The organism is Methanofollis liminatans DSM 4140 (assembly GCF_000275865.1).
Classification (GTDB): Archaea; Halobacteriota; Methanomicrobia; order Methanomicrobiales; family Methanofollaceae; genus Methanofollis; species Methanofollis liminatans.
Genome location: NZ_CM001555.1, coordinates 2168970 through 2184380, shown reverse-complemented (window position 1 = coordinate 2184380; position 15411 = coordinate 2168970). Strand labels below are relative to the sequence as shown.

Here is a 15411-nt window from a genome sequence, read left to right as displayed (position 1 = left end):
CTTCCAGATTACGATGGTGACAACGATGCACCCGGAAGGGTATGTGTTCTCCCGGTATGCGGGGAGCCAGTCTGCCGGAGATCCCGGCAGCCTCTCCCCTGCGCCCCGGGGTGACGACGCCGAATACGTCGGCCTCACCACAATCGCCGTCGCCAAACGGTTCTGGCAGGAAACGAGCCGTGCAGCGGCGATCTCGGCAGGGCTCGAGGCGGTTGAGGGCAGCACCCCGGAGAGCCGCGCCCTGGCCGCGGTGGCTGAGGGGTTCTGGCAGGGCTCGATGGTCGAGGACGCGGCGACCGATGGCGCCGTCTGCCACGGGGTGATCTGAGATGGCGATCGATGCCGGCGATACCGCCTTCATCCTGATCTGCACGGCGATGGTCATGCTGATGACGCCGGGCGTGGGCCTCTTCTACGGCGGCCTTGTGCGGCGGAAGAACATCATCGCCATGATCACCCTCGCCTTCATCGCCTTCTCGGTGGTCTCCCTCCAGTGGATCCTCTTTGGATACTCCCTGGCCTTCGGCACCGATATCGGCGGGTTCATCGGCGGGCTCGACTACCTCGGCCTTGCAGGGGTCGGCATGGACGGCGAGGGGATCCCCGACCTGCTCTTCATGGTCTTCCAGCTCGTCTTTGCCGGGCTGACCCTTGCGATCGTCACCTCGGGTGCGGCCGAGCGGGTGAAGGTCAGCTCCTTCATCGTCTTCGGGCTGCTCTGGACGACCCTCGTCTACGATCCCCTCGCCCACTGGGCGTGGGGCGGCGGGTGGGCGGCGTCCCTCGGTGCGCTGGACTTCGCGGGCGGCACGGTCGTCCACATCTCCTCGGGCTTCGGGGCCCTGGCCCTTGCGCTGGTGATCGGGCGCCGGGTCGGGTTCGGCACCTATACGATGGAGCCGCACAACATCCCCCTGACCCTCATCGGCGGCGCCCTGCTCTGGTTCGGCTGGTTCGGGTTCAACGCCGGCAGCGCCCTTGCGGCAAACGGTCTTGCGGCGAGCGCCTTCGTGGTCACCAACACCTCGGCGGCGGCGGGTGCGATCGCCTGGCTTGTCGCCTCCTGGTACCGCGGCAAACCGAGCTCCCTCGGGATGATCTCGGGTGCGATCGCCGGCCTGGTCGCCATCACCCCGGCGGCGGGCTTCGTCGACCCGGTCTCGGCGATCGCCATCGGCGGGGTTGCCGGTCTGCTCTGCTACGGCGCCATGCTCTTCCGCCTCAGCCGCGGCCTCGACGAGAGCCTGGACGCCTGGGCCGTCCACGGCATGGGCGGGCTCTGGGGAGCGATTGCAACAGGGATCTTTGCGGTGGCGGCGGTCGGCGGTGTCGACGGTCTCCTCTACGGCAACGTCGACCAGTTCGTCATCCAGGTCGTCGACGCCGGTGCGGCGCTCGTCTACGCCTTCGGCATGACCTACGCCCTCGCGTGGATTGTCGACCGGACGCTCGGCCTCCGTGTCAGCGAGGACGAAGAATATGTGGGCCTCGACATCTCCCAGCACGGGGAGTCGGCCCACACGTGAGGTGGCATGATGATGAAGATGATCATCGCGGTGATACGCCCGGAAAAATTCGAACAGGTGGAAAAAGCCCTTGCGGAAAAGGGCTTCCCGGCAATGACCGTCTCCGAGGTGCGGGGGCGGGGCGAGCAGAAGGGCATCGCCCTCCGGTCCCGCGGCGGCCCGGTGACCGTCGACCTGATCCCGAAGATCAGGATCGAGATGGCGGTTTCGGCGACCTTTGCCGAGACCGTCGTCCAGATCATCAGGGAGGCGGCCCGGACCGGCAGGATAGGCGACGGCAAGGTCTTCGTCCTGCCGCTGGACATGGCCGCAAAGGTCCGGACCGAGGAGGTGAGCATCTAGAAGAGGACACTCGCACCCCAGTGTACAAATGCGCAAGGCCGATCCTGACGCCCGGCCTGCATCTTTTTTTGTCTCCTGCCGCTCACAATCGCCTGCAGGCAGATCATCTCCTCCTGCATCGGAGAAGAATGCTCCGGACATGGCACCCCTGCCTTGCGCCCTTCCGTCGCCGCACATTATGGGGATGTTCCGGGGCGATGGCGGGCAAACGGCGCCGGCATGTCCATCCGGCATTTTCCCATCGAAAGATGCTCGGGCCTCCCCCTCCCTGCATGTCATGGGCAATCCGCCCCAATCGGGTGCAACCCCCGGGCAGAGGCGCGTGTTGCGTGAGCGTACGGGAAATCTGGTTCTGCCTCTCCCGGGGGGCTGGCCGCCCCCCGGTCCCCCCGCGAATGCGATAAGGGCAGGGACGGGCAAACCACGCCAGCCTGACCATCAGGATTTTTTCCGGCAGATTCGCCGCTCGAACCCCCTCATATCCGGGGCAATCGCACGCGGGGTCCGGGGGTAAGGACCCCCGGCGCGGTGGCCCCTCCACCCTGAAAAATCATCACATCTTCGCATCTGTAGAGTAAGGGTTCAGGAAAATCGAGTAGCCTCCTCCCGGGGGGCCTGCTGCCCCCCGGTCCCCCCGCAAATACGATAGAGGCGGGAACGGTAAAACACGCCAGCACGCCTATCCATAATTTTTCATCGAGATACACTCCACCCGGCCCGAATCCTCACGTCCGGGGCAATCGCATGCGGCGCTCCGGGGGTGCAACCCCCGGGCAGAGGCGGACTTTGCTATTCGTTATATTGTGTCTTCGTACCTGGAGAGTAAGAGTTCTGGAAAACCGAGCAGCCTCCCCCGGGGGGGCTGGCCGCCCCCCGACCCCCCCGCACATGCGATTGGTGCGGGGATGGGCAAACCATTCCGGCACGCCCATCCCGCTTTTTTTACCGATAGATTCTCCACCTCGCCTCTCCCTGCACACTCGGGGCAATCGCACGCGGGGGTCCGGGGGTGCAACCCCCGGCGCGAAGATGGGGGAAGGCGAATGAATCACGCTCGCATCCGGAAACGTGAGGATTTCGACAGAGCCATAAAATCGAAAAAAAGGGGGACCTTAGGCCTTCACCACCGGCGAGGCCGTCTCGTCGAAGGGATTGGTCCGCATCGCGAGGGAGAAGAGGTACGGGTAATTGTTCTTGAGGTACTTCATGTAGTCCAGCCACGCGAGCGCCAGCAGCCGGTAGGCGCGGTTGATGTCGCCGGCAAGGTGCTTCTGGTCGCTCTCCGGGGTGCCCGCGAGGTCGTCCCGCCGATCCAGTTCGTCGGTGAGGTGAAAGACCGCCCTCAGCACCTCGGTGAACGGCCCGTGCTCCAGCAGCATCGGGTTTTCCAGGAGGCGAAGAAGGAAATTGCGTTTTTTCATCAGGTACTCCTTCAGCACGACCAGTTCTGCGGGATCGATTGTAACCCCCGAGGAATATCCCTCAAGGCGCGTTCTGACCCTGGCGAAATCGGCGTCCGACCAGTCGTTTCCGACCACGAGATCCTCCTTGATCGACGGGAGGTTCGGATCCCGGTCAGAGAGCCTGACCAGCAGGGTCGTCCCGACCTCTGAAAAGAACGTCCCGATCACCATGTTCATCTTCTCAAGCCGTTCGCGCTTCGCCCGCACCGAGAGGAGCTGGTTCAAGATGACCGTGACGAGCAGCACGTTGATCGGCAGGAAACCGAGGGCGTTGAAGACGTAATAATAGGTATTCTCCGGGTCCCCGAGGACTAGAAACTTCGCCGTGTAAATCACCGCCGAAGCGGCGACAAGAAATATTCCAAGACGCATCTCCCATGTCAGGCGGCGCATCGCATCATCACCGCATAGAGGTGGGAGCGCGGGCATAAAAAAGCGGCGTGCCGGAAAGGCACGCCTGACGCGGTTGCTGGTTGTTATTTGTCCGTTCAGGCGTCGAGGATATCCTCGGCGGCCTCGCGGAACGCGTCCATGACGTACGGGATGCCGGAAACCTCGGCGGCCTCGGGGGTGAGGGCCATCAGGTCGTTCCTGGAGACCGAGGCGAGGCTGAAGTTCCTGCTCCCGGCCATGATCTGCTGCATGCCGGTCTTGAACCGCTGCGAGTAGGTGTACAGCGCAATGGCTCCGAGCGGGATCTCGGACATGCGCTCGCCGTACTTCTCCTTGAGTTCCTCGTAGCAGACGAAGATCTCCTGGACGGTGGAGCCGTACTTCGAGACGGTCTTGGGGAGTTCGCCGGCGTCGAGCCACTTCTGGATGTTCTTGCCGACCATGCCCGGGATCATCAGGGCGCGGCCCATGCAGACGGCCTTGACGTACGGGCTGCCCATGGCGAGCACTTTGAAGGCGTTCGCCTCGTCGGCGATGCCGCCGGCGATGGCGATATCGGGCGTGCGGATGCCCCGCGCCTTTAACCGCCCGCAGAACTCGTAGGTGAGCGCCTCAATGTAGAAGGTCGGAATGCCCCACTCTTCCATCATCGGCCAGGGGCTCATGCCGGTGCCGCCCGGTGCGCCGTCGATGGTCAGCAGGTCGATCTTCGCCTCGGAGGAGTACTTGATCGCCATGGCGAGTTCTTTCATGGAGTAGGCGCCGGTCTTGAGGGTGACGCGCTTGAAGCCGATGTCGCGGAGACGGTCGACCTCGGCGAGGAAACCGTCCTCGGTCACGAAACCGAGGCGGGAGTGGCGCTCGAACTCCTTGATCGCGCCGGCCTTGTAGGCCTCCTGGATCGCCGGGTTCGTCGGGTCGGGGAGGACGATGTAACCTCTCTTCTTCAGTTCAAGGGCGCGGTCGAGGGACTTCACCTTGATCTCGCCGCCGATGCACTTTGCACCCTGGCCCCACTTCAGCTCGATGGTTTCCAGGTTGTGCTTGGAGGCGACGTACTCGGCCGTGCCAAGACGGGTGTCCTCGACGTTCATCTGGACCAGAAGTTCGCCGTAGCCCTCGTGGAACTTCTTGTAGGTCTCGATGCGGCGGTCCATCTCAGGAGACTTCGAGACCTTGCCGTTGTGGTCGCGCTCGAGCTGCGGGTCGATGCCGCAGACGTTCTCGCCGCAGACCAGGGTGATGCCGGAGAGCGCAGCGCCGACGGCGAAGTGCTCCCAGTTCACGCGGGCGATCTCGGTCGAACCGAGCGCACCGGTGAAGATCGGCACGCGCATCGGGACCTTGATGTCCCAGCCGTACTCCGTCTCGGTGTCGACGGCGGAGAAGACGGCCGTGTCCGGTCCGATCTCGGTGCCCTCGGGGAGGCCGCGGGCGCCCACGGCATAGCCCTGGATGTTTAAGTGGGAGAAGTCGATCGGGTAGTTCTTATCGGCACCGGCGGTGATCTCGCCGAAGGGGCCGGGGTAGAGGACCTCGCGGCCGCGGAAGGCGGAGAGCCAGATATCACAGTTGCCCTTACAGCCATCGACACAGCGCGTGCAGAGGCCTGACATCGGGACGACGTTCCGGGAACGGTTGGAGGTCCCGACTGCTTCGTTTGCATTCGGTTGTCTAAGATTCATGTTTTCCCCCAGTGTAAAAGGGTGGTTCGTGCGAACGATTCATTGACGCCTTGGCGCTATCGCCAAAGTAGATAAGTTTATAATGGCACACTATTTAGTTCCTTCCAAATATCTCTCATATATATCTTTTCCATGGTCTTCAGCCGGCCAATGGCAGAAAGAGAGGCAGACAAAAAAAAGGATGGGTTATTCCGCGCTGATTGCGCCGGGTTCCCCGCCTTCCAGCATCAGGGAACCGAAAATGAGTTTTTCCAGCACCTGGGCGACATACTTCATCCGCTGCGAGGTTTCCATATTCTCGTAGCGGTGGACATCGGCGTAGATCTGGAGGCGGATCAGGGCGAAATGGAGGCGGTCGGCCTCTTCGTCCGAGAGACCGTTCGCCTCGACATAGATCGATTCGATAAGATCGGGAAAGGTGGATATGTCGGCGATCACATCAGCAATCGGCGTATAGATACGGAGGGGTTCACCTGTTCCCCTGAGCACCCGAACAATATCCATTCAGCCCTCGACAATCCTGACCAGGTTCTCCATGACGGCGTCGATCGCCTTCCAGGAGGGGGAATCGGCGTGCCTGTTGATGAACGGTCTGCCCTCGTCGCCGGCCTTCCGCATCTCGGGGTCGATCGGGATCGCCCCGAGGAACGGGACGCCGAGTTCCTCGGCCGCCTTCTTGCCGCCGCCCTTGCCGAAGATCTCGATCTCTTTCCCGCAGTCAGGGCAGATGAGGCCGCTCATGTTCTCGATGATCCCGATGACCGGGAGGTCGAGTTTCTCGACGAATTTTGCCGCCTTCTTCGAGTCCATCGTCGAGACCTCCTGCGGCGTGGTGACGATCACTGCGCCCCTGATGTTGGGTGCGAGCTGGACGATGGTGAGGGCCTCGTCGCCGGTGCCCGGCGGGAGGTCGACGACCAGGTAGTCGAGCGGACCCCAGTTCACGTCCTCGAGGAACTGCTTGATCGCCGACATCTTCATCGGCCCGCGCCAGATCACCGGGGTGTCGGCGTCCGGGAGGAGAAACTCCATCGAGACGACTGAGAGGGTGCCGGTGACACGGATGGGCTCGATCTTGTTTCCCATCACCATCAGCTTCTGTCCTTCGGCGCCGACCATCTTCGGGACGTTGGGACCGTGGATATCGAGGTCGAGGAGGCCGACCGTCTTGCCGTGGTTCGCGAGGGCAGAGGCGAGGTTCACCGAGACGGTCGTCTTGCCCACGCCGCCCTTGCCCGAGAGGACCAGGATCACGTGCTTGACGTCGATCTTCGCCTTCGGCGGGAGGCCTTTCTGCGGCGAGTCGCACCCTTCTTTCTGGGCGCTCGGGCAGGTTGAGCAGTTGCCGTTGCACTGCTCCTCCGTTTCTCTGGATTGTGCCATAATTATCTCCTGATTTCGTGTGCTCTCAACACGTCTATAAGTATCTGTTTGCAGTTCTCCTAAAATGTTTATATTCAGGCAGTATCCTGCGCCCCCGAATCCGGGATGATACGGTCGCCCGATCAGATGTCTGGCCTGTCCTTCATATTCTTCATCCAGCCGACCGTCACATCCATGATCGCATCGACCTCTGAAGAATAGGGTTTGATGTCGATGAGCGGCGTGCCGTCGAGGGCGTCGAGGCCCCGCACCCGGAGCGTCCCTCCTTCGACGGCGACGAGGTCGACCACTCCGAAGCCGACCGGGTTGGGGCGGTTCGGCGAGCGGGTCGAAAAGACACCGCGTGCGACGGTCTGGCCCGGCGGGGTGGCGTGCAGCATCGTCCGGTCGGCCCGGTCGAGCCAGTAGAGGACGATGAGGTGGCTGCACCGCTCCACGTCGGCAAGGCCGGCGGTGTATTCGGGGAAGACCTCGATCTCGCTCTCGGTGTCGGCAAGGCGTCCCTGCCTGGGTGCGTCGCCCTGACGTTTATATGGGGACCTGATCACCCCGATCTGCACAAGTTCCATCATGCTTCAGTCTCCTTCAAGAGAGAATCGGCACTCGGCCCGGTAGGCGCAGTTCGCGCACCTGACCGGTGCATTGTGGTTGCGCCTGACCGCCCCGCTCTGGAGGCACCGGCGCATCTCGTCCACCGTTGAGAGCACCTGCGAGCGGATGACGTCGGTGAACTCGATCCGGTGCTGCTGCCCGTCGCCGTAGACCAGGATCCCGTACGGGACGCGGGTGCCGTAGCGCTCCTCGACCAGGAGGCAGTAGGCGCCGAGCTGGAGGATGTGGTTCCAGTAGGGCTTTTTAGCCCGCCCGCTCTTCACCTCGACCGGGATATGGGCCCCGGTCATCTCGTCCCGCAATACGTAGTCGGGCTTTCCCGAGATCCGGTAGTTTTCCGAGAAGAGTGCATCGCCGGGTTCGCCGAGGTCGGCATAGACCAGTTCGCCCTCCGGGATGCCATACTCGTCCCGCACCTGCTGCGCGGCGTAGTGCCGCCGGATCGCAAAGATGAGCACGACAGCCGCCATGAGCAGGAGGACCAGGACGCCGTCTAAATAGTCGATCGCATCAACCCCCAGAGAAGGATGATCAGGGCAAGGGCGAGGAGACCGTAGCCCAGGATCGTCAGCAGCCAGAAGATCTGCCGCTCCTGCTCGACCGTGGTGAGGGTGCGCCCCACCTCGGCGTGCTTGAGGTTCCCGCGCTCGATCGACGGAGAGGTGGTGGACCGGCCGTTGCGTTCGAAGTGCCAGGATGCGGCGCAGTAGGAGTATTCGGCGATCTCCGAGGCCGAGATCACCGGCACGCCCTCGCCGGCGGCCATCAGCGGCCCCTCCGGCTGTCGAGTTCCCGGTTGCAGAGCTCGTCGGCGCGCCCGATCCAGGGCTCGGTCCTTCTGACCGATGCGAAGGTCACGGACGAGAACCGCCCGGCAAGGCGGAGCACCTCGTCCTTCAGGTCGCGCAGGTGCTCCTTGTTCACGCGATAGGCGCCGGTGATCTGGCGGATGACGAGCTCGCTGTCCGAGTACACCCGCACCGGTCCGTCTGTATCTTTCGCCGCCTCGGCGAGGGCGGCGATGATCGCCCGGTACTCCGCCGTGTTGTTCGTGGCGATCCCGATGTACCCGGACCGTTCGAGAACCGCCCGCCCGTCCCTGACGAAGATGAAGGCATAGGCGGCATGGCCGGGGTTGCCGCGGGATGCCCCGTCGGTGTAGATCTCAAGGTCCTGGGTCTCCGGCATGATGACTCCTGTACATTACAGGAAGGCAGGGCAGATATGCGTTGGGTTAACCATACTTCTATATGTCGGGAAGGCCGAACCGGGGCATATGGACATGGAGCGGCGGATTCAAAAGATTGGTGTCAGGCTCGACTTCATCGAGTTTCCTACAAGGCACACCTGCGACGGCGAGAACCTCTCGCCCCGCCTGATCGTCGAGGATCTCAGGGCACCCTGCGTCGCCCTGATCGTGCACAACCCCTATGAGGAGGGGTGCTCGTTCTCCCCATGGCTCGCGTGGAATATCGACCCCCTCAGGTATTCGGACGGCCGCGCCCTGATCCCCGAAGGCGTCCCGCCCGAGCCCGAGACCGACGTCCCGGTCAGGATGGTGCAGGGGACGAACGGCTACGGGGAGATCGGTTACCGTGGACCCTGCCCGCCGCCGGGCGAAACGCACCGCTACTATTTCAGGATTTACGCCCTGGACGCCCCCCTGGCGCTCCCGCCGTGCTCGGGGCAGCATGATCTCGTGGCGGCGATGCAGGGGCATGCCACGGCATATGGCGAGACCTTCGCGATGTACAGGCGGCCGTAACCTCTGCCGTCGAACCGCAAAAAAGAGTTCCGGTTTAGATAGTGGGGCTTCCGCTCTTGATCACGGCGGCGATCCGCTCCATCTCCACCGCAAGCAGGCGGATGACGTCGTCGACCGTGATGATCCCGACCAGGGAACCCCCTTCGTCCGTCACCGGCACCCTTCGCACCCCTTTCTTCCGGATCGCTTCGAGCGCCTCGTACAGCCCGGTCGAGTCCGGGAGCGTGAGCAGGTCGGCGGTCATCACCGCACGCACCGGAATCCCTTTCGGGTCACGTCCTGCGGCGGTGACCCGGACGGTGATATCGCGGTCGGTGACGATCCCCACCGGCTTTTTATCCTCGACTACGACGACGCTTCCCACATTCTGCTCTGCCATGATGCCTGCAACATCATAGACCGGCGTCTCCGGCGGGACGCTCACCACCGGCGCCTGGCAGCATTCAATCAGTGCCATACTTCTCCCCTCCGATGGACCATGTGTGGGAAAGAGGATATTTGAAGATACCGCACGCCTACCACTTTCTGATGATCGTCCCCCACCCTTCATGGGATGCGCTTCTTCCGGTCCTCTCAGGCACCGTCTATCTGATCGGGGCTGGAAACAGCGGAAAATCCACCCTCGCCCGATGGCTTGCCGACCGCGGCGGCGATGACACCGCCCTGCTCGACGGCGACGCCGGCCAGCCGACGCTGGGGCCGCCCGGCACCCTCGGGCTCGCCCTGCCCGGCGGCGGCAGGCGTCTCCGGTTCGTCGGCGCCCTCACGCCGTCGATGGCCCCGCTCGCCACGCTCTCAGGTCTTCGCCTCCTCCTCGACGCCGCATATGCCGCGGGGGCGGCCACCGTGTTCGTGGACCCGTGCGGGTATATCAGGGGCGAAGGGGGCAGGGAGTTCCAGCGCCGTTCGATCGAGGTGCTCTGTCCTGACCACATCGTCGCTGTCGGGCGGGATGCGGAGATCGATCTGGTGCTCTCCCTCTTTTCCTGCCGCACCGGCCTCTCGATTCACCGGCTCCCGGCATCGCCCCATGCGCGGCGGCGCTCGCAGGCGGCGCGGCGCCGGTACCGCGAGGAACGGCTTGCGGGCTGGATGGCCGACGCCCGTCCCCTCTCTCTGCCCGGCGTCCTCAGGGCCGGGGTCTTCCCGGGCCGTCCTGAAGGATATTTTGCCGGCCTCTGCGACGGCGACGGCTGGCTGCTCACCGCCGGGGTGATCCTCGGGGATGCGGGCGGGGAGATCCGCCTTCTGGCCCCGCCCTCTCTGCCCGGGAGGGCGGCGTATATCGAGGTCGGGAAGTTCAGGCCGGGATTTTCGCCCCTGCCACCGGCGTTTCGCAGTGCGGGCCAGGAAGAGGAACTGTTCCCATAAACTATTTTCCCGGGCGGGACGAAATTCTATCATTTATGGAAGATCAACGTGTGGCGATCACAGAACGCCCTGCAGGGGATACCTCCGTCATCTCCATCGTGGGGAGACTCGATGCCACCTCGTCGGCGGCGGCGTCTCTCGCTCTTGAGCAGAGCATCTCGCAGGGAAAACATGCGATCATCCTTGACCTCTCGGATCTCGCCTATACCAGCTCCTCCGGCCTGCGGGTGTTTCTTGTGGCGCTCAAGCAGATGCGCAAGGCCGGAGGGGAGGTGCTGATCGCCCGCCCGACCCCGCACGTGATGGAGGTCTTTGCGATCGCCGGCTTCGACCGGATCATTCCCATCTACGAGAGCGTCGACGAAGCGCTTGCCGCAGCAGAAAAAGCATGAATCAGGGAACGACCTTTTTCAGGGTGAAACAAAATGCGGCGCCCTCTTCTGACCGACCCGGTACCCGGTCTCCCACCCGGATCGCCCCGCCGTAGCGCTTTGCCAGCATGGCGGCGATGAAGAGGCCCATGCCCCGCCCGGGCTTCGAGGGATCGCTCCGGAAAAAGCGCTCGAATACTTTTTCTTTCTGGTGATCCGGGACCCCTGGGCCGTTATCGGCGATGCAGATGCCGACCGCCTCGTCCTCGTCTCTGACCGAGACCGTGATCGAGACGTCGGGGCCGCCGAACTTGACGCTGTTTCCGATGAGGTTGACGAAGACCTGGCCGAGGAGATCGTCGGCGAGCACGGTGGCGTCGGTCCCGTCGTAGGCGATCGCAACACCGGGCATCTGTGCGATCGCCGTCGCGATCACCCGGTCCAGCGAGACCGGGATCAGGGTGGGCCCCCCGCCCCTGCATGTCCTGAGGATCCTCACCTCCTCGATGATCCCGCTGCTCTGCCTGATCCCCTGCAGGCACCGGTCGGCGAAGGTGCGCTGTTCTCCTGAGATCTCTTCCCTGAGGAGGTCGAGATATCCCATTGCCACGTTGTTTGCATTGTTGATGTCGTGGATCATCACGTCGAGGTAGAACTCGGCTTCGGCCTTTGCAGCGGCGAGTTCCTCGGCAAGGGCGGCCTTGTGGATGACGCCGCCGACCTCGCGGCCGATCGTTTCGAGGCTCTCCTGCTCGATCGGGGTGAAGCAGTGGAAGTCAGAGCTTGCGATGGCGAGGGCGCCGAGGACCGTGCCGTCGGGAACGCTGACCGGGACGATGGCGCGGGAATAGACGCCGAGTTCTCCCTCTTCGTGGGCGACCTCGAGATAAGCCTCGCTGTAGTCGGGGCGTCCCTGATGAAAGACCGCCAGCATCTCCGGGGCCGCTATCGCCAGATCGACGGATTCCGGGAAGTACAGGGTATACAGGCCATATCTGGCCCTGAGGTTGGCGGAAACTCTTTTTTTGTCTGAGAGATAGATGGCCCCTGCGTCGAAGTCCAGCAGTTCCACCGTCTTTTGTACGACCGCCGTCAGGGTGTCGTGGAGGGATGAGGAAGATGTGGTCGACCTGAGGATGTCGAGGACGATCCCGAGCTGACGGTTGAGCCGCTCGGCGCGATCCTCTTCAGACGGGCGTTCGCTGACGTTCGAAAGGGCTATCAGCAGCCTTTCCTCATCTCCCCCGCTCAGCAGGCTTCCCCATGCCTCGAAGGTCTGGTTTCCGGTGGTGATGCGGCTCAGAGCTGAGCCGCGAGCGCGAATATCGTCGATAAATTCTGCGATCGCCTGATCTGAAAGAATTCCGCCTCCGATCTCTCCGAGACGGCAGGCGCCGGGATCGGAACCCCTGCAAAATGCAGCCCTGAAACTGGCGTTCGTCTGGACGAGGCGTCCTTCCCGGCCCAGCACCATCAGGGGGAGACACACCGACTCCAGAGCCTCGCCGACGTCGTTTATCTTCAATCGCCTTCCTCTGGCTGATAGGTCTCCGTCCAGGCACCTAATAGTATCGCAATGTGCGTGCGGATCTCTCTGTCAGGCGTGGCCGCGCCAGGTCCTGTGCCGCCGCAGGCTTCCGGCCCCGGGGCTCAGAAGTCCCGGTCGAAAGGCCAGAGCCCGGCCCGCCAGAGGGGGGCCGCAACAGCCCCTTTGATCCCGGGCGGCGGGTTGATCGGTTGGGCGAGGAGTTCGGGCCAGAGCATCCTGATGATCCCATGCTCGATCAGCGGGTGCCGCGATCCCCGGCACCGCCCCTCCACCGAGAACCCGGCGGCGATCAACTCCCTGGAGTTCCAGGGGACGAGCACCTCCTGGACGATGTCCCACTCCAGCTGCCCGGCCCCCTGCCACCGCGCCATCCGCTGCTCCTGAAAGAAGAGATCGAGTATATGAACCCCTGAACGGGCAGATGCATCCTTTGCCTCAGAAAGCCAGCGGTCGAAGTGCTCGATCGTCATTTTGTTGCTCTTCATCGGTCCGAGGTCTCCCAGGTCCGCGAGCAGTTCCGCGGTGCACTCCTGATCCCAGGCGCGCCTGTACGGGCATTTGAGAAATCCGCTGCCGTTGCCCTTGATGCAGACCTTCTCCTGCGGGTAGTGATCGTACATCCCGCGGGCGATCGCTCCCCAGCCTTCGTGCGCCCCCGGGACGTTTCTCCTGTAGATCTCAGCAAAATCGGGGCCCATGGACTCAGGGCAGGCGATCAGGTGGTGCTCCAGCCCGAGCCCGGTGATCAGGTTTCTGGCAATGGAGATGTCGGGCGTTTTTAGCGTTTTGTTGTAATAGATCATCGTGAAATAGAAGATATTCTGGCTGACTCCCCTGCAGGCGCTCAGGATGGTCCTTGAGTCCCAGCCTGCGGTGACGGTGTGCGCGAGGTCGAACCGTTTCGAGGCGCTCTCGATCATGCCCACAAGGACATTCGCGCATTTCATGGTGCATTCGTCCGCAACGATCCTCTCCGGCCGGCGGTCAGGCCAGAACCGGTGCACGCTGCGCCCCTTCAGGTCAAGATACCGGTTCGGCAGCAGGTGTTTTATGCCGCTGTAGGGCGAGAGATCGCCCGGCCACCAGTATTCGAGGGCCTCGCCGTATTCAGGTGCCCCGACAAGTCGCTCCATCACCTCGGGGTCAGGGTCCAGGCCCAGTTCTTCGGCAATCGTGCCGGGCTGGGAGGCGCACCAGAGGTCGGGGAGGGCGTCGGTCGTATGGACGACCTGCCTGAGCCCCATCGGATCGTTCAGAAGCCAGGTCTTGTCAGGATCGGCATAGATGAGGGCCCATCTCCCGCCGAGCGTCGCGGTGCCCTGGAAGATGTCGGTCGGCCGGACGATCTCCTCCAGGATACCCTGCAGAATGGCGGCGTCATCCTGATCAGGGTGATAGGGATCGAGCAGGTATCCGAGGAGGAGAAGTTTCCGGCCCCCGTTCTCTGCCACCGTGACCGGCAGGTCGGGGTGGGCCGTTATGCAGAGGCCGTCGGCGACGGCATGCCTCTTCCAGGTATCGTGTCTCTCCACGAAACGGGGTCCGAGGATAAACTGGCGCCGATACAGGAGTCTGGTATATTCCGATTCGGTAAAAGGCATGGCAGATCACCGGACGGCTTTTCCGCGCCGATCGAGATCGACCACACCGTCTGTGCCGACATATTCTTATATTAATATAATATGTTTTGGTTGAGGTTGGGGATCGGCACCATACCCCTGGAGAGAATTTCTGTGAAAGCCGGAAAGATTTCGGGCGTCCACGATCTCCGCAGTTCCTGTTCGTAACTATAGAGATGTCGGGTTTGGCTATAGTGTTCGTCGATAACCTTCTTGTCGTCACCGGCGAAGAGTGACGTGAATCACCATGGCTCAGGTATGTCCGGAATATGTCGGCATCGGTCTTTCGCCTTTTTATGACCTGTTTGACGAACTCGGCGAGGGGATTTGCATCCACGACGGGGAGGGGGCGATCCTCTGGTCGAACAGGCGTCTTGAAGACCTTGCCCGATGCCCCGCGGGCTCGCTCGCCGGCACCGATGCCGCCCTCTTCATCTCGTCTTGCTTTCTGCCGGTGCGCCAGAAGAGAGAGATCTTTGAGGGGTTGCTCAGGACCACTTTTCTCAACGGCCTGCAGATCAGGGGATTGCGGTGCTCCCTGGAAGGGGCAACTGGGCGGCAGATCGAATATTCGAGCCATGTGATGGGGAGGGGGCCGTTCGCAGGGCTGAGGCTCGACCGCTTCAGGGAGGTGTGATCTCAGAGTACGGCAGGAATCTCTATCGCTCTGGCCAGTCTCCCATGACGTCCAGGAACTTTTTCTAATTCGGCTTAAATTCGCACCTAAGTTGACAAAAGGATGGCATGATTGCTAAAATTGGAAATTAATCCTTTGCAATTACCAAAAAGAATATATATTATACTAATATTATATCTGCTGTTTGTTGGGACGATACCATGAATTGTCTGGAACTGTCTGAAAAAACAGAGAGTGATATTTCTATTTTTGAACTGTTCAATGAGATGAACGACGGTATCGTGATACAGGAAATAAATGGAAAGTTTGTGTGGGCCAACGAGGCAATGGGTGAGATCATCGGCATCCCGCATTCCATGATCGTCGGTATGGACGCGGTTGATTTTTTCAGCGTATATTTCTCGCCGGTGCAGCAGAACCAGAAAGTCTTCATCAACCTTCTTAAAAATACGTTTAAATATAATTTGAGCCTGAATCATGTTCTTTGCAACCTGAGAGACTCTCCTGGCAGACTTTTTGAATACTCCACCCGGGTTATGACCACTCACATGACCTCTGGCCTTAGAATGAATATCTTCAGGATCAGTGGCGGGTCAACGTCTGCTGTTTCAGCGGCTGGATACATCTCTTCAACCTGGAATTAGATCGGGGGTGGTGCCTGTCTGGCGGTGGAGCAGGGCGCCGGATACGCGCCC

Annotated in this window: 19 protein-coding genes; 8 read left to right on the top strand and 11 right to left on the bottom strand. The window is 62.1% G+C overall.

From position 1 onward, the window contains the following. The first annotated feature begins 13 nt into the window (after positions 1–13). The 3 genes from METLI_RS10775 to METLI_RS10765 are packed head-to-tail and all read left to right on the top strand — an operon-like array spanning position 14 to position 1868. Positions 14–328, top strand: coding sequence for a hypothetical protein (locus METLI_RS10775; RefSeq protein WP_004040346.1), 315 nt, complete (start codon positions 14–16; stop codon positions 326–328). 1 nt (position 329) lies between these two features. Further along, positions 330–1526 carry an ammonium transporter gene (locus METLI_RS10770; protein ID WP_004040344.1) on the top strand — a complete coding sequence of 399 codons (1197 nt, stop codon included), beginning with the start codon at positions 330–332 and terminating at the stop codon, positions 1524–1526. A gap of 12 nt (positions 1527–1538) precedes the next feature. Then, positions 1539–1868, top strand: a complete 330-nt coding sequence (locus METLI_RS10765) for a P-II family nitrogen regulator (protein ID WP_048104229.1) — start codon at positions 1539–1541, stop codon at positions 1866–1868. A gap of 1112 nt (positions 1869–2980) precedes the next feature. Here the strand turns inward: METLI_RS10765 and METLI_RS10760 are convergent. The 8 genes from METLI_RS10760 to METLI_RS10725 all read right to left on the bottom strand — a co-directional run bounded on the left by METLI_RS10760 (position 2981) and on the right by METLI_RS10725 (position 8592). Further along, entirely contained in the window at positions 2981–3724 is a 744-nt protein-coding gene (locus METLI_RS10760) for a hypothetical protein (protein WP_004040340.1), read from the bottom strand. 95 nt (positions 3725–3819) lie between these two features. Further along, positions 3820–5409: an FMN-binding glutamate synthase family protein gene (locus METLI_RS10755; protein ID WP_004040339.1), complete on the bottom strand. Its 1590-nt coding sequence runs from the start codon at positions 5407–5409 to the stop codon at positions 3820–3822. Between the two features lie 186 nt (positions 5410–5595). Continuing rightward, positions 5596–5913, bottom strand: a complete 318-nt coding sequence (locus tag METLI_RS10750; protein WP_004040338.1) for a hypothetical protein — start codon at positions 5911–5913, stop codon at positions 5596–5598. Next, positions 5914–6792, bottom strand: a complete 879-nt coding sequence (locus tag METLI_RS10745) for an Mrp/NBP35 family ATP-binding protein (RefSeq protein ID WP_004040337.1) — start codon at positions 6790–6792, stop codon at positions 5914–5916. A 122-nt stretch (positions 6793–6914) separates the two neighbouring features. Then, positions 6915–7364: a tRNA (N6-threonylcarbamoyladenosine(37)-N6)-methyltransferase TrmO gene (gene tsaA / locus METLI_RS10740; RefSeq protein ID WP_004040336.1), complete on the bottom strand. Its 450-nt coding sequence runs from the start codon at positions 7362–7364 to the stop codon at positions 6915–6917. 3 nt (positions 7365–7367) lie between these two features. Next, positions 7368–7874, bottom strand: coding sequence for a CRISPR-associated protein Cas4 (gene cas4, locus METLI_RS10735; protein ID WP_004040335.1), 507 nt, complete (start codon positions 7872–7874; stop codon positions 7368–7370). A 23-nt stretch (positions 7875–7897) separates the two neighbouring features. After that, the gene (locus tag METLI_RS10730) at positions 7898–8170 is read right to left on the bottom strand and encodes a hypothetical protein (protein WP_004040334.1); all 273 of its coding nucleotides are present in this window, start codon (positions 8168–8170) and stop codon (positions 7898–7900) included. After that, positions 8170–8592: a ribonuclease HI family protein gene (locus tag METLI_RS10725; protein ID WP_004040333.1), complete on the bottom strand. Its 423-nt coding sequence runs from the start codon at positions 8590–8592 to the stop codon at positions 8170–8172. The genes METLI_RS10730 and METLI_RS10725 overlap by 1 nt, the downstream gene beginning before the upstream one ends. A gap of 94 nt (positions 8593–8686) precedes the next feature. Between METLI_RS10725 and METLI_RS10720 the strand changes: the two genes are divergently transcribed. Next, on the top strand, positions 8687–9169 hold the full coding sequence (locus tag METLI_RS10720; protein ID WP_157203271.1) for a YbhB/YbcL family Raf kinase inhibitor-like protein: 483 nt from the start codon (positions 8687–8689) through the stop codon (positions 9167–9169). Between the two features lie 34 nt (positions 9170–9203). On the opposite strand, the gene METLI_RS10715 is transcribed toward METLI_RS10720, so the two are convergent. After that, the gene (locus METLI_RS10715) at positions 9204–9626 is read right to left on the bottom strand and encodes a CBS domain-containing protein (protein ID WP_004040330.1); all 423 of its coding nucleotides are present in this window, start codon (positions 9624–9626) and stop codon (positions 9204–9206) included. A gap of 41 nt (positions 9627–9667) precedes the next feature. On the opposite strand from METLI_RS10715, the gene METLI_RS10710 reads away from it, so the two are divergent. Then, a complete protein-coding gene (locus tag METLI_RS10710; protein WP_169313815.1) occupies positions 9668–10540 on the top strand; it encodes a Clp1/GlmU family protein in 873 nt (290 codons plus the stop codon). A 35-nt stretch (positions 10541–10575) separates the two neighbouring features. Beyond that, positions 10576–10932 (top strand): STAS domain-containing protein, encoded by a 357-nt coding sequence (locus METLI_RS10705; protein WP_004040327.1) that lies wholly within the window; start codon positions 10576–10578, stop codon positions 10930–10932. A gap of 1 nt (position 10933) precedes the next feature. On the opposite strand, the gene METLI_RS12540 is transcribed toward METLI_RS10705, so the two are convergent. Together METLI_RS12540 and METLI_RS10695 are read right to left on the bottom strand one after the other, a co-directional pair. Beyond that, the gene (locus tag METLI_RS12540; protein WP_004040325.1) at positions 10934–12436 is read right to left on the bottom strand and encodes a sensor histidine kinase; all 1503 of its coding nucleotides are present in this window, start codon (positions 12434–12436) and stop codon (positions 10934–10936) included. A gap of 125 nt (positions 12437–12561) precedes the next feature. Further along, a complete protein-coding gene (locus METLI_RS10695) occupies positions 12562–13992 on the bottom strand; it encodes a hypothetical protein (protein ID WP_245529364.1) in 1431 nt (476 codons plus the stop codon). A gap of 334 nt (positions 13993–14326) precedes the next feature. Here METLI_RS10695 and METLI_RS10690 point away from each other — a divergent pair, with 334 nt between their 5' ends. Together METLI_RS10690 and METLI_RS10685 are read left to right on the top strand one after the other, a co-directional pair. Further along, a complete protein-coding gene (locus METLI_RS10690; RefSeq protein WP_004040322.1) occupies positions 14327–14716 on the top strand; it encodes a nitrogen regulation protein NR(II) in 390 nt (129 codons plus the stop codon). A 200-nt stretch (positions 14717–14916) separates the two neighbouring features. Further along, on the top strand, positions 14917–15360 hold the full coding sequence (locus METLI_RS10685; protein WP_004040319.1) for a PAS domain-containing protein: 444 nt from the start codon (positions 14917–14919) through the stop codon (positions 15358–15360). The last annotated feature ends 51 nt before the right edge of the window (positions 15361–15411 follow it).

What these genes read in the sequence shown, in the direction of transcription:
- METLI_RS10775 (WP_004040346.1), top strand. Translation starts at nt 14, where the DNA reads ATGGTGACAACGATGCACCCGGAAGGGTATGTGTTCTCCCGGTATGCG.
- METLI_RS10730 (WP_004040334.1), bottom strand. Translation starts at nt 8,170, where the DNA reads ATGGCCGCCGGCGAGGGCGTGCCGGTGATCTCGGCCTCGGAGATCGCC.
- METLI_RS10715 (WP_004040330.1), bottom strand. Translation starts at nt 9,626, where the DNA reads ATGGCACTGATTGAATGCTGCCAGGCGCCGGTGGTGAGCGTCCCGCCG.
- METLI_RS10755 (WP_004040339.1), bottom strand. Translation starts at nt 5,409, where the DNA reads ATGAATCTTAGACAACCGAATGCAAACGAAGCAGTCGGGACCTCCAAC.
- METLI_RS10725 (WP_004040333.1), bottom strand. Translation starts at nt 8,592, where the DNA reads ATGCCGGAGACCCAGGACCTTGAGATCTACACCGACGGGGCATCCCGC.
- METLI_RS10770 (WP_004040344.1), top strand. Translation starts at nt 330, where the DNA reads ATGGCGATCGATGCCGGCGATACCGCCTTCATCCTGATCTGCACGGCG.
- cas4 (WP_004040335.1), bottom strand. Translation starts at nt 7,874, where the DNA reads ATGGCGGCTGTCGTGCTCATCTTTGCGATCCGGCGGCACTACGCCGCG.
- METLI_RS10690 (WP_004040322.1), top strand. Translation starts at nt 14,327, where the DNA reads ATGGCTCAGGTATGTCCGGAATATGTCGGCATCGGTCTTTCGCCTTTT.
- METLI_RS10685 (WP_004040319.1), top strand. Translation starts at nt 14,917, where the DNA reads ATGAATTGTCTGGAACTGTCTGAAAAAACAGAGAGTGATATTTCTATT.
- tsaA (WP_004040336.1), bottom strand. Translation starts at nt 7,364, where the DNA reads ATGATGGAACTTGTGCAGATCGGGGTGATCAGGTCCCCATATAAACGT.
- METLI_RS10765 (WP_048104229.1), top strand. Translation starts at nt 1,539, where the DNA reads ATGAAGATGATCATCGCGGTGATACGCCCGGAAAAATTCGAACAGGTG.
- METLI_RS10745 (WP_004040337.1), bottom strand. Translation starts at nt 6,792, where the DNA reads ATGGCACAATCCAGAGAAACGGAGGAGCAGTGCAACGGCAACTGCTCA.
- METLI_RS10760 (WP_004040340.1), bottom strand. Translation starts at nt 3,724, where the DNA reads ATGCGCCGCCTGACATGGGAGATGCGTCTTGGAATATTTCTTGTCGCC.
- METLI_RS10750 (WP_004040338.1), bottom strand. Translation starts at nt 5,913, where the DNA reads ATGGATATTGTTCGGGTGCTCAGGGGAACAGGTGAACCCCTCCGTATC.
- METLI_RS10720 (WP_157203271.1), top strand. Translation starts at nt 8,687, where the DNA reads ATGGAGCGGCGGATTCAAAAGATTGGTGTCAGGCTCGACTTCATCGAG.
- METLI_RS10705 (WP_004040327.1), top strand. Translation starts at nt 10,576, where the DNA reads ATGGAAGATCAACGTGTGGCGATCACAGAACGCCCTGCAGGGGATACC.